The organism is Chromobacterium sp. Beijing, from assembly GCF_021496765.1.
Taxonomy (GTDB): domain Bacteria; phylum Pseudomonadota; class Gammaproteobacteria; order Burkholderiales; family Chromobacteriaceae; genus Chromobacterium.
In genome coordinates this window covers 4,713,889-4,735,476 of record NZ_CP053750.1, presented here as the reverse complement: position 1 = coordinate 4,735,476, position 21,588 = coordinate 4,713,889, and the positions used below count along the sequence as shown (strand labels likewise).

At 64.5% G+C, this 21,588-nt stretch carries 16 protein-coding genes; 10 read left to right on the top strand and 6 right to left on the bottom strand.

What is annotated here, in order from left to right:
* Positions 1-59 precede the first annotated feature (59 nt).
* The 3 genes from HQN78_RS22105 to HQN78_RS22095 are packed head-to-tail and all read left to right on the top strand — an operon-like array spanning position 60 to position 2,564.
* Positions 60-1,592, top strand: a complete 1,533-nt coding sequence (locus tag HQN78_RS22105) for an MFS transporter (RefSeq protein WP_235086304.1) — start codon at positions 60-62, stop codon at positions 1,590-1,592.
* Positions 1,593-1,606: 14 nt separating this feature from the next.
* A complete protein-coding gene (locus tag HQN78_RS22100; protein WP_235086302.1) occupies positions 1,607-2,107 on the top strand; it encodes a hypothetical protein in 501 nt (166 codons plus the stop codon).
* Positions 2,108-2,111: 4 nt separating this feature from the next.
* A complete protein-coding gene (locus HQN78_RS22095) occupies positions 2,112-2,564 on the top strand; it encodes a GNAT family N-acetyltransferase (RefSeq protein ID WP_235086299.1) in 453 nt (150 codons plus the stop codon).
* Here the strand turns inward: HQN78_RS22095 and HQN78_RS22090 are convergent.
* On the bottom strand, positions 2,561-3,622 hold the full coding sequence (locus HQN78_RS22090) for an ATP-binding protein (protein WP_107800698.1): 1,062 nt from the start codon (positions 3,620-3,622) through the stop codon (positions 2,561-2,563). The genes HQN78_RS22095 and HQN78_RS22090 overlap by 4 nt on opposite strands.
* Entirely contained in the window at positions 3,619-4,356 is a 738-nt protein-coding gene (locus tag HQN78_RS22085) for a response regulator (RefSeq protein WP_107801976.1), read from the bottom strand. The genes HQN78_RS22090 and HQN78_RS22085 overlap by 4 nt, the downstream gene beginning before the upstream one ends.
* Before the next feature lie 133 nt (positions 4,357-4,489).
* On the opposite strand from HQN78_RS22085, the gene HQN78_RS22080 reads away from it, so the two are divergent.
* The 7 genes from HQN78_RS22080 to HQN78_RS22050 all read left to right on the top strand — a co-directional run bounded on the left by HQN78_RS22080 (position 4,490) and on the right by HQN78_RS22050 (position 15,602).
* Positions 4,490-5,629 (top strand): efflux RND transporter periplasmic adaptor subunit, encoded by a 1,140-nt coding sequence (locus HQN78_RS22080; protein ID WP_235086297.1) that lies wholly within the window; start codon positions 4,490-4,492, stop codon positions 5,627-5,629.
* A gap of 15 nt (positions 5,630-5,644) precedes the next feature.
* Positions 5,645-8,779 carry an efflux RND transporter permease subunit gene (locus HQN78_RS22075; RefSeq protein ID WP_235086295.1) on the top strand — a complete coding sequence of 1,045 codons (3,135 nt, stop codon included), beginning with the start codon at positions 5,645-5,647 and terminating at the stop codon, positions 8,777-8,779.
* The gene (locus HQN78_RS22070) at positions 8,776-10,176 is read left to right on the top strand and encodes an efflux transporter outer membrane subunit (protein WP_235086293.1); all 1,401 of its coding nucleotides are present in this window, start codon (positions 8,776-8,778) and stop codon (positions 10,174-10,176) included. The genes HQN78_RS22075 and HQN78_RS22070 overlap by 4 nt, the downstream gene beginning before the upstream one ends.
* Positions 10,177-10,473: 297 nt before the next feature.
* Complete coding sequence (locus HQN78_RS22065) at positions 10,474-12,087, top strand: sensor domain-containing diguanylate cyclase (protein ID WP_235086291.1); 1,614 nt, start codon at positions 10,474-10,476, stop codon at positions 12,085-12,087.
* 204 nt (positions 12,088-12,291) lie between these two features.
* Positions 12,292-14,457 carry a hypothetical protein gene (locus HQN78_RS22060; RefSeq protein WP_235086289.1) on the top strand — a complete coding sequence of 722 codons (2,166 nt, stop codon included), beginning with the start codon at positions 12,292-12,294 and terminating at the stop codon, positions 14,455-14,457.
* A 351-nt stretch (positions 14,458-14,808) separates the two neighbouring features.
* Entirely contained in the window at positions 14,809-15,189 is a 381-nt protein-coding gene (locus HQN78_RS22055) for a hypothetical protein (RefSeq protein WP_235086287.1), read from the top strand.
* 23 nt (positions 15,190-15,212) lie between these two features.
* On the top strand, positions 15,213-15,602 hold the full coding sequence (locus HQN78_RS22050) for a hypothetical protein (RefSeq protein WP_235086285.1): 390 nt from the start codon (positions 15,213-15,215) through the stop codon (positions 15,600-15,602).
* A gap of 1,500 nt (positions 15,603-17,102) precedes the next feature.
* Here HQN78_RS22050 and HQN78_RS22045 read toward each other — a convergent pair.
* The 4 genes from HQN78_RS22045 to HQN78_RS22030 all read right to left on the bottom strand — a co-directional run bounded on the left by HQN78_RS22045 (position 17,103) and on the right by HQN78_RS22030 (position 21,587).
* Positions 17,103-17,792, bottom strand: a complete 690-nt coding sequence (locus HQN78_RS22045; RefSeq protein ID WP_107800705.1) for a Crp/Fnr family transcriptional regulator — start codon at positions 17,790-17,792, stop codon at positions 17,103-17,105.
* 370 nt (positions 17,793-18,162) lie between these two features.
* A complete protein-coding gene (nirJ, locus tag HQN78_RS22040; RefSeq protein ID WP_235086282.1) occupies positions 18,163-19,374 on the bottom strand; it encodes a heme d1 biosynthesis radical SAM protein NirJ in 1,212 nt (403 codons plus the stop codon).
* A gap of 229 nt (positions 19,375-19,603) precedes the next feature.
* Positions 19,604-20,605, bottom strand: a complete 1,002-nt coding sequence (locus HQN78_RS22035) for an Lrp/AsnC family transcriptional regulator (protein ID WP_235086280.1) — start codon at positions 20,603-20,605, stop codon at positions 19,604-19,606.
* Entirely contained in the window at positions 20,592-21,587 is a 996-nt protein-coding gene (locus HQN78_RS22030; protein WP_235086278.1) for an Lrp/AsnC family transcriptional regulator, read from the bottom strand. The genes HQN78_RS22035 and HQN78_RS22030 overlap by 14 nt, the downstream gene beginning before the upstream one ends.
* Between the last annotated feature and the right edge of the window lies 1 nt (position 21,588).

Below are 21,588 nucleotides of genomic sequence, written 5' to 3'. Positions count from 1 at the left end.
GATTTCATTGAATTATAGCCGGCTCCGATAATGGGGACACCCTCCCGAGTCCCGAGCCCATGAACGACGAACGCACGCAAGCCACGCCCTGGTATCTGATTTCCATCATGCTGATCGCCTGTCTGGAGTTTTTCCAGAACGGCCTGCTCAACTTCGCCTCCAGCCAGGTGATGGGCGGCGTGGGCGCCGCGCCGGAGGAGTTCAGCTATGCGGCCATGGCTTACGCCAGCGCCGCCGTTCTGGTGCTGTTGCAGCACGAATGGCTGAGCCGCCGCCTGGGCATGCGGCGTTATATCCGCCTGTCCATCATCGTGTTCGGCGTCGGCGCGCTGACCTGCGGTTTCGCCAATAGCCCCAGCCAGCTGATACTGGGCCGGGCGCTGCAAGGCCTGGGCGGGGCGGCTTTCTTCACCGCGGCGCGGGTGGAAGTGAACGCGCTGACGGACAAGAGCAAGATGCTGGGCCTGCTCTGTTTCGGCTATGCGCTGATGCTGGGCTCCGCCTGCGGCCCGCTGCTGGGCGCGGAATTGATCAGCCGCCAGGACTGGCGCTGGATTTTCTTCGCCGTGCTGCCGGCGCTGGCGCTGGCCTGGCCGGCCACCCGGCTGCTGAGCCAGCGGGCGGAACCGGCCCATCCTCACACCCAGGGCTCGCGCGCCTTCCTGTGCATGATTGTCGGCGTGCTGGCGCTGCAATGGCTGATTCAACAGCTGCCCTACGATTTCTTCTCCCGGCCCGAATGGCTGCTGGCCATCCTCTCGCTGGCCTTGCTGGCCGGCTGGGGCTGGCAATACCACCGCCGGCGGCGCCCGCTGCGCAAGAAAGCCCTGCTCCAGCTGCGCTACCTGGCCGGCCTGGGCTTTTACAGCTGCTGCTATCTGCTGGTTTCCGCCAACAGCTACATCCTGCCGGTGATGGCGCAGCAGGCGCTGGGCTTTGACCTGCCGACAACCGGGCGCTTGCTGTCGGTGAGCTTTGTCGCCGGCATCCTGTTTTCCACGTTCTACGCCTTTTTATTGCTCAAGCGCCGGGCGCGCGGCGTGCGCGCCATGATGGCGGCGGCCTGCTGCCTGCTGCTGCTCTACGGCGTGTTGATGTCCGGCCTCAATCAAAACGCGCCGGCCAGCCTGATCGTAAGCATCCTGATCTGCAACGGCGGCTTCATGTCCCTGTTCATCATGGCGGTGGCGCAGGCCACCTTCAGCCATATCGATCAGCCCGACTTCGCCCGCGCCTACCAGACCAAGAACATCGTCCGTCAGCTGTCGCTGTCCATGGGGGTGGCCGCCAGTACAGTGTTTCTGCAAGCGCGCAACGCCTTGCACTACCAGCGCCTGTCCGAGGGTTTCAGCGTGCTCAACCCGGCGTTCAACGCCGCGCTGGACCAATTGCAGCAAGCCTTGCCGGAGCTGAGCGCCAAACAAAGAATGGCCGTGCTGGCGGGGCAGCTGACGCAGCAATCGCAATTGCTGTCCTGCCTGGACTTCTTCCGGCTGGAATGCGTGATGGCCATAGGTCTTATAGTGATAGTGCTGTGGCAGCAAAGCCTGGGCCGGCAAGACTCCGGCCCGGCCGCATCCAAGCCTTTATGAGCAAGGAGATCCAAATGCTATATGGACTCACCCCGCTGGGGGTCTTTCATACCGCCGTCAGCCTGCTGGCGGTCGCTTTCGGCGCTATCGCGCTGTGGCGCGACGGCAGGATCAGCCCGCGCAATCGACTGGGCCAGGCTTATGTGATCGGCACCGTGATCAGCTGCGTCACCGCCCTGGGCATTTTTCAGCACGGCGGCTTCGGCAAGCCGCACGCCTTGGCCCTCATCACGCTGGTCGTCCTGCTGCTGGCGCTGCTGGCGGAGTTCAAGGGCCTTTTCGGCGGCAAGGCCGCCCATGCGTCCGCCGTCGGCTTGTCCGCCACCTTCCTGTTCCATTGGATTCCGGCCGTCACGGAAACCTCCACCCGGCTGCCCTTGGGCCATCCCCTCTTGTCCAGCCCCGACGCGCCCGCCCTCCAGATCGCCACCGGCGTCCTGCTGCTGCTCTTCATCGCCGGCGCCGCCCGGCAGTGGAAAACCATCAACGCGGCCTTGAAAGCGGGCGCGGGATGACCACATGCAAGCCATGCTCAAACTGGATATCAAGATACGAGCCGCGCAAGCGGCGGACCTGCCGGCCCTGATCGGCGTCGACGCCATCGCGCAGCGGGACCCCGCCCGACGCAGGATGCTGGGCGAGGCCATCGCCGCGCAAAGCTGCTGGCTGGCCGAGGCCGAGGAGGCGCTGGGCTACGGCATTCTGGACCGCTCCTTCTTTCAACAACGCTTCATCCCGCTGCTGATGGTGGCGGAAGCCGCCAGAGGCCGCGGCGTGGCCAGCGCCTTGATGGCGGAGTTTGAACGGCGATGCGCGGGCGACAAGCTGTTCACCTCCGCCAATGAATCCAATCTGCCGATGCGGCGCTTGCTGGACAAGCTGGGCTTCCGGGAAAGCGGACGCATCGACAATCTGGACGACGGCGACCCGGAGCTTGTGTTCATGAAGCGGGCTGCGCGCCCAGCCGGTTAAGACGCCGGCTGCGGCCAGCTCAGCTCAAAGCGGCTGCCGCCGCCCACGCGGCTGCAACGGGCCTCGCCGCCGTGAGCCAGCGCGATGGCGGCCACCACCGCCAGCCCCAGGCCGCTGCCGCCCTTGCCGCTTTGCCGCGCCGCGTCCGCGCGGCGGAAGGCCTCGAAGGCGTGCGGCGCGAAATCGTCTGGAATGCCCGGCCCCTCGTCCTCCACCCGCAAGCTGCACAGGCCGTCCTCCATGCGCAGCCGCACCCGCACCAGGCCGGGCTGGGCGTAGCGGCGCGCATTGTCCAGCAAGGCCAGCAGCGCCTGGCGGATGCGCACCGGATCGCAATGCGCCGGGCGCTCGTCCAGATCCAGCACCGCCTGCAAGCCGGCCGCCAACAAGGCGTCCTCGAACACCTCCACCACCGCGCGCACTTCGGCCGCCAGATCGGTGTCTCGCATCTCTATGTCCAGATGCCCGCTTTCCGCCAGGCTGATCACGCGCAAGTCCTCGATCAGATGCGCCAGGCTCTCCACCTGGGCCAGCAGCCGGCGGAACTGGTTCTCGTCCGGGGTGAACACCCCTTCCGCCAGCCCTTGCAGCCGTCCGCGCAGCACCGTGACCGGGGTGCGCAGCTCATGGGCGATGGCGGCGTTCCAGAACGCCTGCTCCTTGGTCATGCGCTGCAACTGGTCCGCCAGCGCGTTGAAGTCGTCGGCCAGCGCCGCCGCCTCGCGCAGCGAACGGTCCCCGGCCGCCGCGCGCGCGTCCAGATCGCCCTGGGCCACGCGGCGTATGCCCTCCGCCACGGAGTTGAGCGGCACCAGGATGCGGCGCGCCAGACGCAGGCCCATCACCACCGACAGCGCCAGGCCCGCCACGGTGCTGGACAGCAGCCACACCCATTCCGGCATCGTCATCTTCCAGCCCGGCGTCTCGAAATGCACCGGCCAGTAGGTCATCGCCACATAGTAGAAAGTGAAGCCGGTCACCACCACCAGCACGGTCACGCAGAAGGCCATCGTCGCCATCGACAGCGCGATCTGCCGGCTCAGCCCCTCCAGCCTCATTCCGCGCCCCACAGCTTGTAACCCACGCCGCGCACGCCCACCGGCACGCCGTCCACGCCGCACTCCTCCAGCTTCTTGCGCAGCTTGCTGATGTGGCTGTCCACGGTGCGCTCCAAGGCGTCGCCTTCCGGCAGGCAGGCGGCCAGCAGCTCGGCGCGGCTGAACACCCGCCGCGGCGCGCGCGCCAGTTGCGCCAGCAGTTTGAATTCGGTCAGGGTCAGCGTCAGCACATGGCGCTGCTTGCCGGCCTGCACCGCCACTTCGTGGTTTTCCAGATCGATCTCGAACGGCTCCGCGCGCAGCACGCGCGGCTCCGCCTGACGCGCGCCGGACATGGAGCGGCGCAGCACCGCCTGCGTGCGCGCCACCACCTCGGCGGGATTGAAGGGTTTGACCACGTAGTCGTCCGCGCCGATGCGCAAGCCCATCAGCTTGTCGATGTCCTGGTCCAGCGCCGTCAGCATGATCACCGGCGTGTCGCCGCGGTGGCGGATTTCCGCCAACACCTGCCAGCCGTCGGCGCGCGGCATCTGCACGTCCAGCAAGACCAGATCCGGCTTCAGCGACAGGTGCAGCTCCAGCGCCTGCCGGCCGTCCGCCGCGTGCGCGCAACGCATGCCGCTGCGGGTCAGATAGGCGGTGAGAATCTCCGCGATCTCGGGTTCGTCTTCAGCGACGAGGATCAAGGCCTGACGGTCTTGAGCCCCGCCGGACGGTCGCATTGTCTGAGTCATGGCGCCGATTTCGCATCCTGTTTGCATCTCCATCGAATCTCCATGCTACCACACGAAAAACCCCATCCGACCCCGGCATACTGCCGCATATTTTTTACGGGCGGCCCGCCGCCCAAGCCTGATTGGAGTGGAAATGAAGAGTAAACGAGCCAGCCTCTACGGCGGCGGCTGCCTGCTGGCGGCGGCGCTGCTGAGCGCCTGCGGACAAGCCGAGACCCAAGCGCCGCCGCCGGCGATCCCGGTGCGCACCCTCAGCGCGGCCCCGGCCCCGCTCAAGCTGAGCGAAGACCTGCCCGGCCGCGTGGCCGCGGTGCGGGTGGCGGAAATCCGCCCCCAGGTCAGCGGCATCGTGCTGCGCCGGCAATTTGAGCAAGGCACCGAGGTGCGCGCCGGCCAGCCGCTGTTCCAGATCAACCCGGCGCCGTTCAAGGCGGAAGTGGACACCGCCGCCGCCGCGCTGCAACGCGCCGAGGCCGCGCTGACGCGCGCGCGGGTGCAAACCGCCCGCCTCAAGCCGCTGGTGGAAACCGACGCCGTCAGCCGCCAGGTTTACGACGACGCCGCGTCCCAGCGCGATCAGGCCGCCGCGGACGTGGCCCAGGCGCGCGCCGCGCTGGCCCGCCGCCAGCTGGACCTGAAATTCTCCCGCGTGGAAGCGCCCATCTCCGGCCGCATCGACCAGGCCCTGGTCACCGAGGGCGCGCTGGTGGGCGGCGCCGACGGCGCCCCGATGGCCCGCATCCAACAGATAGACCAGGTGTACGTGGACGTGCGCCAGCCGGCGGCGGCGCTGGAAGCCGTGCGCCAAAGCCTGGCCGCCCAGCCGGACAGCGCCGGCGGCGGCCTGCCGGTGTCCATCCTGCGCGACGACGGCGCGCCCTACGGCCTCAACGGCCGCATCCTGTTCTCCGGCGTCAACGTGGACGCCGGCACCGGCGACGTGCTCTTGCGCGTGCTGGTGGACAACCCCGAGCGGCGGCTGCTCCCCGGCATGTTCGTCCGCGCCCGCGTGCCGCGCGCCAGCTACGCGGCGGCGCTGACCGTGCCGCAGCAGGCCGTGGTGCGCATCGGCGGCAAGACCCAACTGTGGACCGTGGACGCCAAGAACCAGGCGCGGCTGAACGTGGTGGAGCTGGGCGAACTGGCCAACCGCCAATACCGCATCCGCTCCGGCCTGCGCGCCGGGCAGAAGGTCGTGGTCGAGGGCATGGAACGCCTCGCCGACGGCGCCGTGGTGGCCGCCAGCGAAGCCGCGCCCGCGGCCAAGCGCTGATCGAAGGAAGCCGTCATGTCTCAATTCTTCATCCGCCGCCCGGTGTTCGCCTGGGTGATCGCCCTGTTCATCATTCTGCTGGGGGTGATCGCCATCCCGCAGCTGCCGATCGCGCGTTACCCCTCGGTGGCGCCGCCCTCGGTCACCATCACCGCCAGCTACCCCGGCGCCACGCCGCAGACCATGAGCGACGGCGTGCTCAGCCTGATCGAGCGCGAGCTGTCCGGCGTCAAGAACCTGCTGTATTTCGAATCCTCGGCCGATACCTCCGGCACCGCCCAGATCACCGTCACCTTCAAGCCGGGCACGGACCCGGAGCTGGCCCAGGTGGACGTGCAGAACAAACTCAAGGCGGTGGAGCCGCGGCTGCCCGCCCCGGTACGCCAGAACGGCGTGATGGTGGAATCCGCCTCCTCCGGCTTCCTGATGCTGATCGGCCTGCGCTCGGACAGCGGCCGCTTCGACGAAGGCGCGCTCAGCGACTACCTGTCGCGCAATATCGCCGAAGAACTGCGCCGCATCGAAGGCGTGGGCCGCGTCCAACAATTTGGCACGGAACAAGCGATGCGCGTCTGGGTGGACCCGGCCAAGCTGATCACCTACGGCCTGTCCATGAGCGAGCTCACCGCCGCCATCGCCCAGCAAAACGTCCAGATCGCCCCCGGCAGCCTGGGCGCCGCGCCCGCCCTGCCCGGCCAGCGCGTCACCGTGCCGCTCACCGTGCAAGGCCAGCTGACCGCGCCGGAAGAGTTCGCCGCCATCGTGCTGCGCGCCAACGCCAACGGCTCCAAAGTGGTGCTGGGCGACGTGGCGCGGGTGGAGATAGGCTCCCAGGGCTATAGCTTCGTCAGCCGCGAAAACGGCAAGCCCGCCTCCTTCGCCGGCGTGCAACTGGCGCCGGGCGCCAACGCGGTCAAAACCGCGGAAGCGGTGCGGGCGCGGCTGGCCGAGCTGAGCACCTCCATGCCGGCCGGCATCAGCTACTCCGTGCCCTTCGACACCGCGCCCTTCGTCAAGATCTCCATCGAAAAAGTGATCCACACCCTGCTGGAAGCCATGGTGCTGGTCTTCCTGGTGATGTATCTGTTCCTGCAAAACGCGCGTTACACCCTGATCCCAGCCATCGTCGCCCCGGTGGCCATGCTGGGCACCTTCGCCGTGATGCTGGCCACCGGCTTCTCCATCAATGTGCTGACCATGTTCGGCATGGTGCTGGCCATCGGCATCATCGTAGACGACGCCATCGTGGTGGTGGAAAACGTGGAACGGCTGATGGCGGAAGAAGGCCTGTCCCCGCAGGACGCCACCTCCAAGGCCATGAAGGAAATCACCGGCGCCATCGTCGGCATCACCCTGGTGCTCACCGCCGTCTTCATCCCCATGGCCCTGTCCAGCGGCTCCGTGGGCGTGATCTACCAACAGTTTTCCCTGTCCATGGCCGTGGCCATCCTGTTCTCCGCGCTGCTGGCGCTGACACTGACCCCGGCGCTGTGCGCCACCATGCTCAAGCCCATCCCGCAGGGACACCATGAAAAGCGCGGCTTTTTCGGCTGGTTCAACCGCCGCTTCGCCCAGCTCACCGCCTGGTACGAAACCCGCGTAGGCCGGCTGATAGGCCGCGCCGGCCGCGTGATGCTGCTGTTCCTGGCCATCTCCGGCGCGCTGGCCGCCGGCTTCAAGGCGCTGCCCTCCTCCTTCCTGCCGGAAGAAGACCAGGGCTATTTCATGACCAGCTTTCTCTTGCCCGCGGACGCCACCGTCGAGCGCACCCGCGACGTGGTTAAAACGCTCGATGACCATCTGGCGACGCGCCCTGCGCTCCAGTCCAGCATCTCCATCATCGGCTACGGCTTCTCCGGCTCCGGCCCCAACGCGGCGCTGAACTTCGCCGTGCTCAAAGACTGGAAACAACGCGGCGACAGCAGCACCGTGGAAGAAGCCATGCGCGCCCAACATCGCCTGTCCGCCGTCACGGAAGGCGCGGCGATGAGCCTGCTGCCGCCGGCCATCGACGAACTGGGCACCAGCTCCGGCTTCAGCCTGCGGCTGCAAGACCGCGCCAACCAAGGCCACGCCGCGCTCAAAGCGGCCGAAGCCCAATTGCTGGAACTGGCCTCCCGCAGCAAGATCGTCCAGGGCGTCTACCCGGACAGCCTGCCGGCCGGCACCAGCGTGCGCCTGGACATAGACCGGCAAAAGGCCGAGGCGCTGGGCGTGTCCTTCAACAGCGTCAGCGACACCCTGTCCACCGCCATGGGCTCCACCTACGTCAACGACTTCCCGCACGCCGGCCGCATGCAGCAAGTCATCATCCAGGCCGACGCGCCGGCGCGCATGCAGCTGGACAATGTGCTCAAGCTCTACGTGCGCAACGCCAGCGGCGGCATGGTGCCGCTGTCCGAAGTGGTGCGCCCGGCCTGGTCCGAAACCCCGCTGCAACTGGTGCGCTTCCAGGGCTACCCGTCCGCCCGCCTGTCCGGCGGCGCCGCGCCCGGCTACTCCAGCGGCGCGGCCATGGCCGAGATGGAACGGCTGGCCACGCAACTGCCGCCCGGCTTCGCCCTGGCCTGGACCGGCCAATCGCTGCAGGAACGCCAATCCGCGGCCCAGGCCCCCATGCTGATGGCGCTGTCCATGATCGTGGTGTTCCTGGTGCTGGCCGCGCTGTACGAAAGCTGGGCCATCCCGCTGTCCGTGATGCTGGTGGTGCCGCTGGGCCTGATCGGCGCCATCGGCGCGGTGATGCTGCGCGGCATGCCCAACGACGTGTTCTTCAAAGTGGGCCTGATCACCGTAATTGGCCTGTCCGCCAAGAACGCCATCCTGATCATCGAGTTCGCCAAACAACTGCATGAAGAAGGCAAGAGCCTGGTGGACGCCGCGGTGCAAGCCTCCCGGCTGCGGCTGCGCCCCATCCTGATGACCTCGCTGGCCTTCGGCCTGGGCGTGCTGCCGCTGATGCTGGCCACCGGCGCCAGCGCCGAAACCCAGAACGCCATCGGCACCGGCGTGTTCGGCGGCATGGTCACCGCCACCGTGCTGGCCATCTTCTTCGTACCCGTATTCTTCGTGGTCGTGATGAGCGCGCAAGCGCGCATCGCCAACTGGCGCAAGCCGCGTCCGGCCGCGGAACAGAAAGTTGAATCATGAAAGCGCTCCTCCCCCTGGCCCTGGCCCTAAGCGTCTCCGCCTGCTCGCTGACCCAGCCGCTGCGCAAGCCGGAGCCGCCGGTGCCGGCCCGCTACGCCACGGCGGCCGCGGACGATGCCAACGCCAACGCCGCCGACCTGGGCTGGCGCGCCATGTTCGGCGACCGCCGGCTGCAAAGCCTGATAGAGCTGGCGCTGCGCAATAACCGCGACCTGCGCCTGGCCGCTCTCAACGTGGAAGCCGCCGAAGCCCAATACGGCATCCAGCGCGCCGCGCGGCTGCCGTCCGTGGACGCCGGCGCCGGCCTCAACCGCCAGCGCAGCCCGGCCAACCGCGAAACCGATCCGTTCACCCCGGCCGCCGTGCAAAACCAGTACGGCGTCAACGTGGGCGTCAGCGCGTTTGAGATTGACCTGTTCGGCCGCGTGCGCGCGCTGTCCGACGCCGCCTTCGCCCGCTACCTGGCCACCGACCACGGCCGCCGCGCCGCCCAGATCGCCCTGGTGGGCGCGGTGGCGGACGCCTACTTCGCGGAACGGCTGGCGCGCGAACAACTGGCGCTGGCGGAACGCACCCAGGCGGACTGGCGGCAATCGCTGGCGCTGGCGCGCCGGCTCAAGGACGCGCAACAGGCCGGCGGCCTGGACGTGGCCCAGGCCGAAGGCCAAGTGGCCAGCGCCGACGCCGACCTGGAAGCCCGCGCCCGCGCCGCGGACCAGGCGCGCAACGCGCTGCGCCTGCTGCTGGGCGCGGAACCGCCGGAAGACCTGCCCGAGCCGCTGCCGCTGGACCGCCAGCCGGTGGTGACCCGGCTGGCCGCCGGCCTGCCCTCCGAGCTGCTGTTCCGCCGCCCGGACATCCTGCAAGCCGAACAACAACTGGAAGCCGCCAACGCCGACATCGGCGCCGCGCGCGCCGCCTTCTTCCCCCGGCTGTCGCTGAGCACCTCCGCCGGCTTCCTCAGCCCCGGCCTGCGCAATCTGTTCGACGGCGGCCAACACGTATGGAGCTTTGCGCCGCAAATCAACATCCCGCTGTTCCAGGGCGGCCGGCTGCGCGCCGAACTGCGGCTGGCGGAAGTGCGCAAATCCAGCGCCGTGGCCGAATACGAACGCGCCATCCAGATTGCCTTCCGCGAAGTGGCCGACGGCCTGGCCGGCCGCGAAACCTTCAGCCGCCAGATAGACGCCCAGGCGCGCGCGGTGGCCAGCGCCGAGCGCCGCGCCGACCTCTCCGGCCAGCGCTACCGCGCCGGCGTGGACGGCCGGCTGGAACTGCTGGACGCCCAGCGCCAACTCTACGCCGCCCAACAAGGGCTGCTGGACCTGCGCCGCGGCGAACTGAGCAACGCCATTGCGCTGTACAAGGCGCTGGGCGGCGGCCTCACCGAAAAGTAAGAACGGCGAAAAACCCCTGATGCTGCGTCGGCGCGCCTTGCCTCAAAGATTTTGTTGGCCGCTCTAAGAACGTGTTTGCGATCTCGCGAGCTAGGCGAAAACCGCTGAGAAAGCGGAATGTACGCGGGGTACATCAGCATTTAGAAGGTGTACTCACCGTGTAACGCTCCACGACGCGCAGCAGATCGTAAACAGGTTCTCAGCGCCGTTTACCGCACACCCCCATCCCCTCCTTTCGCGCGGCCCACGCTGGCCGCGCTCTTTTTACCCCGCCTCCCGCCTTGCAATCCCGCGCCCGTGGATACAAACATAAAGCTGTACCACCCCATTGGCCGCACCAAGATGAAGCTTCTCTCCCAGCTCTCGCCACGCAGTTTCCGGCTGCGGCTCAGCCTGCTGTTCGGCGGCCTGTTCCTGCTCGCCTCCCTGCTGGACACCGCGCTGGAACCGCAACTGAACCAGGGCCTGCTGCAAGACAAGGGCGAAGCCTTGCAGGCCACCGCGCGCGGCATCGCCAAATCCCTGGCCGCCGGCCTCAGCCAACGGCGGCGAGAACTCGCCCTGCACACCCAAACCCCCGTCTTCCTCAGCGCCCCGCTGGACAGCCCGGCGCTGCGCGGCGGCCTGGAACACATCAGGCTGCACAACCCGGACTACGCCTGGCTGGGCGTGATCGCGCCGGACGGCCGCATCGTCTCCGCCAGCGGCAAAGCGCCGTCTCCCCGCATTGAATTCGCCGCCCCGCTGCATGACGAGGCCGGCAAGCTGCGCGGCGCGCTGGCCGCCCAAAGCGCCTGGGCCTGGGTGGCGACGCTGATCGCCGAACGCCTGCCGCGCGGCAGCGCCGGGGACGCGCCGCAAGTCTTCATCGTCAACCAGAACAACACCCCGCTGTTCCCGCCCGGCGCGCCGGACCAGGCGGACATGCCCGCGCCGCTGAGCGGCCCCGGCTACCAACAAGGCGACTGGGCGGATGGCGAAACCTACCTCTACGCCGACGCCGCAATAGACGACGCCCCCGGCCCCGGCTGGCGCGTCATCGTCCGCCAGCCGCCGCCGCAAGCCTTCGCCGCCCTCAGCCGGCTGCGCTCCGCGCTGACCCTGCCCGGCTTGATCATCACCCTGCTGCTGATGATCGTGGTCTACCGGCTGGCCGCCGCCTTCAGCCGCCCGCTGGAAACCCTGGCCCGCACCGCCCAGCGCGTCAGCGCCGGCGACGAAGAAGCGGACTGGAGCTTGCGCAGCGGCGCCCGCGAACTGCAACAACTGGCCCAGGCCATGCGACAGATGACTGCCGCCCTGCTGGCGCGCCGCGGCGAGCTGGCCGCCGCCAACGCCGGCCTGGAACAAAAAGTGGAAGAACGCACGGAAGCGCTGAGCCAAGCCAAACGCCAATTGGAGGAAAGAGCGGCGCAACTGGAACAAATGGCGCGCCACGACGCGCTGACCGGCCTGGGCAACCGCATGGCCGCCACGGAATGGCTGACGGCGGAATACCAGCGCTATCACCGCAGCCGCGCGCCCTACTCCGTGCTGCTGCTGGACGCCGACCACTTCAAACGCGTCAACGACAACCACGGCCACGCGGTGGGCGACCAAGTGCTGCAACAAATCGCCGCCGCCCTGAACGGCGCGGCCCGCGCCACGGACCTCACCGCCCGCTACGGCGGCGAGGAGTTCCTGCTCCTGCTGCCGGACACCGACGCCGAAGGCGCGCTGGTGCTGGCCGAACGGGTGCGCGCCGCGGTGTCCGCCGCCTCCGACACCGTGGCCGGCGTCGTCACCGTCAGCATAGGCGCGGCCACCGCGCGCGACGACGACGCCACCCACGAAACCATTGTCCAGCGTGCGGACGAGGCTTTGTATCGGGCCAAGGCGAATGGGCGGAATCGGGTGGAGGGGGCGGGGTGAGGGGCTTTCATTACCCATGAGGATGATTTGGGCCCTACTCAAGTTTGACTGAACAAAGATCTAACAACACTAGAACATCCAATTGATGGAAATTTCGTACCCTACGTAATTCTCCATATTTAAAAATCAAGTTGAGCAAGCTAGAAATCGATAGATCATTCCCATTCAGACTATCGTAAACCGTTTAAGGCTAGCATCCTCACTATGCAAAATCTCAAACTGTCTCTCATTAATTGCTATGGCATTCGCCAGTTAAATGCATCCCTAGACTACAGCCAGTCATCTGTTGTTGCCATCTACGCGCCAAATGGTGCAATGAAAAGCTCATTAGCAAACACCTTTCAAGACATTGCCGATGGACTAAATTCAAAAGACCGTATATTTCAGAGTAGGACAACACATCGAGAGGTCAGAGACGAAACAGACTCAGAAATAGATGCCAGCAGCATTTTAGTTCTTCGACCCTTCGAAGACCCTATTCAACAGAATGGGGACACCGCCACATTATTGGTAAATCAAGCATTACGTGAAGAATATTCCACATTGCACACGGATATTAATACAGCCAAAACTTTACTACTCAAAGCATTAAAATCTCAAACAAACACCAAACAAGATATAGAACAGGAAATATCTATAACATTCACAGCATCCAACAACCAATTCGATCTTGCACTCAAAAAAATCAATGATGAATTAGCCAAACAAACAGATGCACCTTTCTCTACAGTACCATACGACGTGGTCATGGATGAAAAAGTACAAAATTTTCTCGAAACTAGTGAATTCAGAGACGCAATCAACGATTATGTTAAAAAATATGGAGAACTACTTGAAAAATCAAAATATTTCAAAAAAGGTACATTCAATTATTACAATGCCACCAATGTAGCAAAACAGCTAAAAGACAATGGGTTCTTTAAAGCAAAGCATACTGTCAATCTAAATGCGGATGAAAAAATAGAAATAACTTCTGAATCCCAACTAGAAAACCTAATAAATCAAGAGAAGGACAACATTACAAACGATGTAGAACTAAGAAAAAAATACTACACCCTAGAAAAACAAATACAGAAAAATGTAACACTCAGAGAATTTGAAACATTTTTGCAAAACAACGAAAGCATATTGCCTGAGCTATCGAACATAGCACATTTCAAAGAGAAACTCTGGAAATCATATATCAAAGCTAACTACGAGCTATTTCAAACGCTAGTCGAAAAAATGCAGCACGCGGCCTCCCGCATCCAAGAAATTGAAGAACAAGCCTTCCGAGAAGAAACTACATGGCAAAACGTTATTAACATTTTCAACGATCGATTCGTAGTCCCATTCCGATTAGAAGTAGAAAACAAATTGCAAGTAATCCTAGGAAAAGAAACTGCTCCACGCCTCCACTTTGTCTTTAAAGATGGAGAAGATGAGCATCCAGTTGATCGAGATTCCCTACTTCAAACACTCAGCACTGGTGAAAAGAAGGCATTCTACATTTTAAATATGCTTTTCGATATCGAAGTACGACGTCAACAGAACAGAGAAACGTTAGTGATCGTTGACGATATTGCCGACTCTTTTGACTACAAAAACAAATATGCCATTGTGCAATACCTCAGCGACCTTTCAGAAGACCCGTGCTTTAAGCTACTTATTCTTACACATAATTTTGATTTCTACAGAACAATAGAAAGCCGCAAGCTTGTTCAACGCAACAACTGTTTTATGGTTTCAAAAACGGAGCAGGGAGTCACTTTTCAAGAGGCTGTTGGAGTAAAAAATATATTTTTAAATCTATGGAAAAAAGAGTTTTTTAAAAACAGAAAAATGAAAATATGCTGCATTCCATTTATGAGAAACCTCATAGAATATCTTAAAGAAGACAATGCCACAGATTTTATAAAACTTACATCACTCCTACACTGGAAGGCTGACTCCGACAAAATCACCGTCGCTACACTAGACGAAATTTACTCTAGACTATTCTCGACGACAGGTGAGTCTCCCAACAAAACAGATCTAGTTATCGACCTTATTAACACAGAGGCCAATTCGTGCATCCATGCCGCGGATGGCATCAACTTTGAGAACAAAGTGATACTTGCAATTGCAACTCGCTTACATGCCGAAAAATTCATGACAGAAAAAATAAATGACCCAGAGTGGCAAAAAACCATTCACAGCAACCAAACCCCTGCTTTATTAAAACGCTACCGCACCCAATTTGGCGATGCCAAAAGTATAAAAGTACTTCAACGCGTCACTCTTATGACCCCTGAAAACATCCATCTTAATTCATTCATGTACGAGCCTATCCTGGATATGTCCGATGTCCACCTCAGACGACTTTATGAAGATGTGCTTTCTCTACGTTAGGATTGCCTATCTAATGTAAGCATCACAAAAACTGCCACTACTTAACTTTCCTCCAACAACAAGATAGCACCCACCCTTGACGCCCCCTCCCTGCCTGTTTAGGCTTGGTCCCGCGTCGTGCTCAATCACACGGCGCAGGGCTGGTAAACCCAAAAACTGACTTTCCCGCAGACACGACAGTCCGCTTTGGCACTGTTACGTCTGTTGCCACGCCGTACCCATTCGGGGCGGGCCGTGGCAGGGAGTCCTCTGGACTGCCGGTCACTGGAAAGTCAGCCGGTTTTACCACCTTGTCATGTGCCTGCCCTAGCCTCGCCTGGGCAGGTTTCCAAAGATGACATGGAGACCGTGATGACCTTCTCTACCTTTCCCCCCGCAATGCCCCCTCCCGCCTACCCCCATGGCGCAGGAGAACGCCCCGAACCCGCCGCCGCGCCGGTAATGGAGCAACTGCGTTCCTGTGCTCAGCGCTTGCCCGCCGCCGCCGGCAATGTGCTGCTGCTGGGCGATCTGGGCCGCCAATTGAACGATTGCTATATCCAGCTGGACTCCGCCCTGCTGAGCGGGGTGATGGACATCCGCGCCGCCCACACCGGGCTGTTGGCGCTGCTGACCTTGCTGGAACGCCGCGACGAGCCCTTGCTGTTCAGCAGCGAGGAGGCGCTGGCCTTGCTGGAACCGATACAGCAGCGTTTGCAACGCGGTCTGGAGCACGTCAACGGAGTGTTGTGATGGCGGCCAAGGAGAGCATTGTCATGATGAGGCTGCTGATCCAGCACCACGACGTCCTCAAACACGCCGCCAGTTTGATCTCCGCCTATGAAGAGCGCATCGGGGCCATTGCGTTGACGGACGAGCACCCGGACCATCCGGCCGACACCGCCAGCATTCATCTGGAGATCAGGCGGGCGCAGGTGGGTTTTGAGCTTTGGGACCAATGGCGCGGCGAGCACGAGCCAGCCCGTACCGCCTTGTTGCGGATGTGGGCGTCCGGCAAGTGGACCAACCGCGACACCTGTGTGCGGCAGTGTTATCGGCTGGCGGGCTTCAGCAATATGGTCACCGCCCGCCAGGCCTTGGTGGGCGCGCCAATGCCGGAGCCTTTGGCCGTCCAAAGGCAACGCACCATGTGGGGGACGCCGTAGCCGGCTGTCCGGCGGTATGGCGTCGAACTCGTTTCCGCGTGGGTATCGCTACGCTCCTCCCACCCTACGGTTGAGGCCGTGTTTGGAGCCGCGTTTGGGTAGGGTGGGTGGAGCCGTCAGGCGATACCCACCAAACAGGCGGCTGTCCGGCGGCCTGTGGCGTTGAATCCGTTTCCGCGTGGGTATCGCTGCGCTCCTCCCACCCTACGGTGGAGCCGTGTTTGGAGCCGCGTTTGGGTAGGGTGGGTGGAGCCGTCAGGCGATACCCACCAAACAGGCGGCTGTCCGGCGGCCTGTGGCGTCGCACCCGTTGCCGCGTGGGTATCGCTGCGCTCCTCCCACCCTACGGTTGGGGACGTGTTTGGAGCCGCGTCTGGGTAGGGTGGGTGGAGCCGTCAGGCGATACCCACCAAATAGGCGGTTGTCCGGCGGCTTATAGCGTCAAACCGTTTCCGTGTGGGTATCGCTGCGCTCCTCCCACCCTACGGTTGGAGCCGTGTTGGGGCCGCGTTGGGTAGGGTGGGTGGAGCCCTCAGGCGATACCCACCAAATCGGCGGCTGTCCGGCAGCCTGTGGCGTTGAATCCGTTTCCGCGTGGGTATCGCTGCGCTCCACCCACCCTACGGTTAAAGCCGCGTTGGGGCCGCGCTTGGGTAGGCAGGGTGGAACCGTCAGGCGATACCCACCAAACAGGCGGCTGTCCGGCGGCTTATGGCGTCGCACCCGTTGCCGCGTGGGTATCGCTGCGCTCCTCCCACCCTACGGTTGGAACCGCGTTGGGGCCGCGTTTGGGTAGGGTGGGTGGAGCCGTCAGGCGATACCCACCAAATCGGCGGCTATCCGGCGGCCTGTGGCGTCGCACCCGTTGCCGCGTGGGTATCGCTGCGCTCCTCCCACCCTACGGTTGGAGCCGCGTTGGGGCCACGTTTGGGCAGGGTGTGTGGAGCCGTCAGGCGATACCCACCAATAGGCGGCTATCCGGCGGCTTATGGCGTTGAATCCGTTTCCGCGTGGGTATCGCTTCGCTCCTCCCACCCTACGGTTGGAGCCGCGTTTGGGGCCGCGTTTGGGTAGGGTGGGTGGAGCCGTCAGGCGATACCCACCAAACAGGCGGCTGTCCGGCGGCTTATGGCGTTGAATCCGTTTCCGCGTGGGTATCGCTGCGCTCCTCCCACCCTACGGTTAGAGCCGCGTTGGGGCCGCGTTGGGTAGGGTGGGTGGAGCCGTCAGGCGATACCCACCAAACAGGCGGCTGTCCGGCGGCCTGTGGCGTTGCACCCGTTTCCGCGTGGGTATCGCTGCGCTCCTCCCACCCTACGGTTGGAACCATGTTGGGGCCGCGCTTGGAGCCGCGCTTGGAGCCGCGTTTGGGTAGGGTGGGTGGAGCCGTCAGGCGATACCCACCAAACAGGCGGCTGTCCGGCGGCTTATGGCGTTGCACCCGTTTCCGCGTGGGTATCGCTGCGCGCCCCCACTCTACGGTTGGGGGCGTGGGGCGTTTTAGGCGCAGCTGCCAAAGGCCTTCAGCTTGTCCACATCCACCAGCGTGATGTCGCGTCCGTCCACCTTGATCAGCTCCGCCTCGATCAACTGGTGCAGCATGCGCGAGAAGGTTTCCGGGGTCAGGTTCAGCCGGGAGGCGATCAGGCTTTTATTCACCGGCAGCGAGACCTGCGGCGTGAGGCTGCCGCCGTCTTCCGGGAGGTGTTGCAGCAGATAGCCAATCACCCGCTGCAAAGAGCTTTCTATGGAGTAGCGCTCCACGTCCCGCACCAGACCGTGCAGGCGCAGCGACAGGCCGGCCAGCAAGCGCCGGGCGAAGGCCGGGTCGTGGTCTATCGCTTGCAGGATGCCGGCCGCTTCCACCTTGAGCAGCATGCCGTCTTCCAGGAACTGGGCCATCACCGGGCAGGGCCGGCCCAGGAACATCACCGCCTCGGCAAAGCTTTGGCCGGGGTGGATGATTTCCATCACTTTTTCACTGCCCTGCGCCGAGGACAACGCCAGCTTCACCCGGCCGTACACCACCAGGAACATGCCGTCGCAGGGGTCGCCCTTCTGGAAAATCACCTGGCCCTTGAGGCCGCGCAGTTCTTGGGTGTGCGGCACCAGCGCCTGGATCTGTTCCGGGGACAATTGCTGGAACAGCGGCTGGTGGCGCAGGAAGGATGGAATGTCCAGATGGCTCATGACGGTGTGGCTCGATAATGGCGGAGGCTTACACTATAAAAGCGCGCTCCGCCAAGGGCCATGGGCCATTGGCAGCAGCGGCCTAGTTCGATGTGATTAGAACCTGTTTACGATCTGCTGCGCGTCGTGGAGCGTTACACGGTGAGTACGCCCTCAAAATGCTCATGTACCACTCGTACATTCCGCTTTTTCGATCGTTTTCGCCTTGTCTCGCACTTGCTCGCGAGATCGTAAACACGTTCTTAGAAAAATCTCGCCGGCAGCTTCAATATGTTGAAGCGTTGCATGGATAGGTGGGAAACCGCGTATTCGACGCTTTGAACCATCATCCCTCTCAAAGAGATCGTAAACAGGCTCTACGGCGCTCGCCTCAATGTTGGGCCGCCCGGCTCCACGGCGTCAGCTCCGGCCGCGCGTGGCGGCCCGGCTCCACGCCGATTTCCGCATCGCTCAGATAACAGGCCGGGTCCGCCGCCCAGAAGTCTCCGCTCAGTTCCCAGGCGCGCACCCGGGTGTTGCCGTTGCAGATGTCCAGGTGGCCGCAAGCGCCGCAACGGCCGGCCACCGGGCGCGGGGATTGGCGCAGGCCGCTCATCAGCGGATGTTGCGGCTGTTGCCATATCGCGGAAAACGGCCGTTCCCGCACATTGCCCAGCGTCACTTTCCACCACATGGTGTCCGGGTGGACGTTGCCCAGGTTGTCGATATTGGCGATGTGGACGCCGCTGGCGTTGCCGCCCCAGCGCCGCAGCGCCCGCAGCAGGGTGTCGGCGCGCTCCGGATAATGCCGGCGCGCCCAGTGCAGCAGGTAGACGCCGTCCGCGTCGTTGTTGCCGGTGACGAAGTCCCGCGGCCGGCCGGCGTCCAGCTGGGCCAGCGCTTGCTGGATCAGCAGCTCCAGCGCCCAGCGGCTGCGGGCGTGGCGGGCGTCGTCCGCGCGGTGCTTGTTGCCGCGTCCGGCGTAGTTGAGGTGGGAGAAGTAGAACTTGTCGATGTCTTCGTCCGCCATCAGTTGCAGCAGCGCAGGCAGGTCCGCGGCGTTGTCTTCGGTCATGGTGTAGCGGATGCCCACTTTGAGGCCGGCGTCGCGCGCCAGCCGCAGGCCGCGCAGCGCCAGTTCAAAACCGCCGTCCAGCCGCCGGAAGCGGTCGTGGGTGGCGCCGATGCCGTCCAGGCTGACGCCCACATAATCAAAACCGATGTCGGCCAAGACGGCGACCTGGTCTGGGTCCATCAGGGTGCCGTTGCTGGACAGGCCGATATAGAAGCCCAGCGCCTTGGCGCGCCGGGCGATGGCCGGCAGGTCCGGCCGCAGCAGCGGTTCGCCGCCGGACAGGATCAGCACGCGCACGCCGTAGGCGTGGAGATCGTCCAGCACCGCATAGGCTTCGTCGGTGCTCAGTTCGCCGGCGAAGTCGCGGTTGGCGGAGGTGGAGTAGCAGTGCTGGCAGGTGAGGTTGCAGCGGCGGATCAGGTTCCAGATCACCACCGGGGCTTGCGGTCCGGCGGGCATGGCGCGCCCTGGCGGCGGAACCGCCGCCGGTTCGCGCAGCAGGCGCAGGTATTGGGTCAGTCGCAACATGGCCGGCTCCGTCGCGGGAAGATGGCTCAGTGTGCGGCCGGGGGCGGCGGCGGCTCCTTGATGCGGGTCAATGGAATCCGCAGCGCCTCAGAACCTGTTTACGATCTGCTACGCGTCGGCGATACAGCGTTGAAAACGGCTTCGAAATGCTCATGTACCACGCGTACATTCCGCTTTCTCAGCCGTTTTGCCTTGTCTCGCCCTAGCTCGCGAGATCGTAAATACGTTCTCAAAGCCTCAAGCCCGTTTTCTTCAAAATCCGGCTGGAAAACAGCACCTCGTGGCCGCGGCAGGCTTCGCCCAGCAAGGTGCGCGCGTCGTCCACCGCGGCCAGCACCGCCGGCCGCTCGCTGCCGTGCAGCATGGCGAACAGGTTGTATGGCCAGCCCGGCCGGCGCGGACGGCGGTAGCAATGGCTGACCGCGTCCAGGCCGCCCAGTTGCGCGCCCAGCGCGTCCACTTGCTCGTCGGCCACGTCGAACACCGCCATGCCGTTGGCCCGGTAGCCAATGGCGTAATGGTTGGGCACCGCGCCGATGCGGCGCACCACGCCCTGCTCCAGCCAGCGCGCCAGCCGCGCCGTCACTTCGGCCTCCGCCCAGCCCAGCCGCCGCGCAATGTCGCGGTAGGGCTGCCGGCACAGCGGCAGGCCGGCCTGGGTGGCGCGGATCAGCTTACGGTCGTCTTCGCTCAGCGCGACCGGTTCCCCCGTGCGCCGCGCGCCGGCGGCCGCGCCCACCGGGGCCGCGCCGCCCACCTGAAAACGCATGCCCACAAAGTATTCCCGCTCTTTGGGAAACAGGTTCACTTCCAGGCCGGTCACCAGTTCGATGCCGCGCCGGGCGGCGTCGATGGCGGCGGCGCTGTCCGCGGCCAACACGAACCACATATTGAGCCGGTGTTCGCGGCGGTAGTTGTGCGCCACCGCCGGCAGCGCGTTGACGGCGGCGGCCACTTCGTCGAAGCGCGCTTCCGGCGCGGCCAAGGCGGCCAGCACAAAGCGGCCGCCCAGGCGTTCTATCTGGTACATCGGCCCAAAGCGGCTGAGCACGCCGGCGTGCAACAGTTGGCGCAAGCGCCGGATCAGGCCGTCTTCGCCCAGCCCCAGGCTGCGCCCGGCCGCCGCGTAGGGGCGCGACACCAGCGGGAAACCGCCTTGCAGCCGGTCTATCAGCCGCGCGTCCAAGGCGTCCAGCGTGTCCAGCATTGCCAGCGCTTCAGGCGTATCCATAACAGGCTCCGGTTTGTTTGTAGCGCCGGGTGGAGCGCAGCACCGCCTGCGGCAGCCGTTCCAGGCCGTGCCGGCGGCGGATGTCCGCCAGCGCGGCGTCCAGGCTCTGCGCGTCGCGGGCGTGGACCATGGTGAACAGTTGGTAGGGCCAGTCCGGCGGACGCGGCGGACGTTCGTAGCACAGGGTGACGGCCGGCTCCGCCGCCAGCGCCAGCGCCACGCGCTCGCGTTCGGCGTCGTCGTCTATCCGCCACACCCACATGGCGTTGGCGCGGTAGCCCAGTTCCTGGTGGCGCACCACCATGCCGAAGCGGCGGATGACGCCTTGCTGCCGCCAGTGGGCGATTTGCGCCAGGGTCTGGGCCTCGCTCAGCGCGCATTGCGCGCCCAGCGCTTGATAAGGCCGCGGGGTCAGCGGCAGGCCCGGCGACAACGCCGCCAGCAGCCGCTGGCGCTGGCCGGCGGACAGGCCGGGGTCCTCCGCCGCCGCCGGCGCTTCCGCCGCCGCGGCGGACTCCGCCAGGAAGGAAAAGCCCAGGTCGATGTGGTATTCCCGCAGCAGCGGCAGGTCCAGCGGCGGGATGCCGGTGGCCAGGCGGATGCGGCTCAGCGCCGCGGCCACGCCGGCCGATGAGGCGGCGGCGACGACGAACCACAGATTGTAATGATGGTCCCGCCGGTAGTTGTGGTTGACCTCGCGCTGGCGGCTGACGAAGGCGGCCACTTCTTCCAGCCGCTCCGCCGGCGCCGCCATCGCGGCCAGGGTGCTGTTGCCCACAGTGTTGGGCGCGAACACCGCGCCGACGCGGGCCAGCAGGCCGGCCGCCTGGGCGTCTTGCAGCGCGGCCAGCAGCCGGGCTTCGCTCCAGCCCTCCTCCATGCCGGCGGCGAGCGCGGCGAAGGGGCGCGGCAGCAGCGGAAAGCCGCGCTGGCTGCCGTTGATCAGCCGCAGCAGGGCCGGATCGGCGTCTGAAATAAGCATG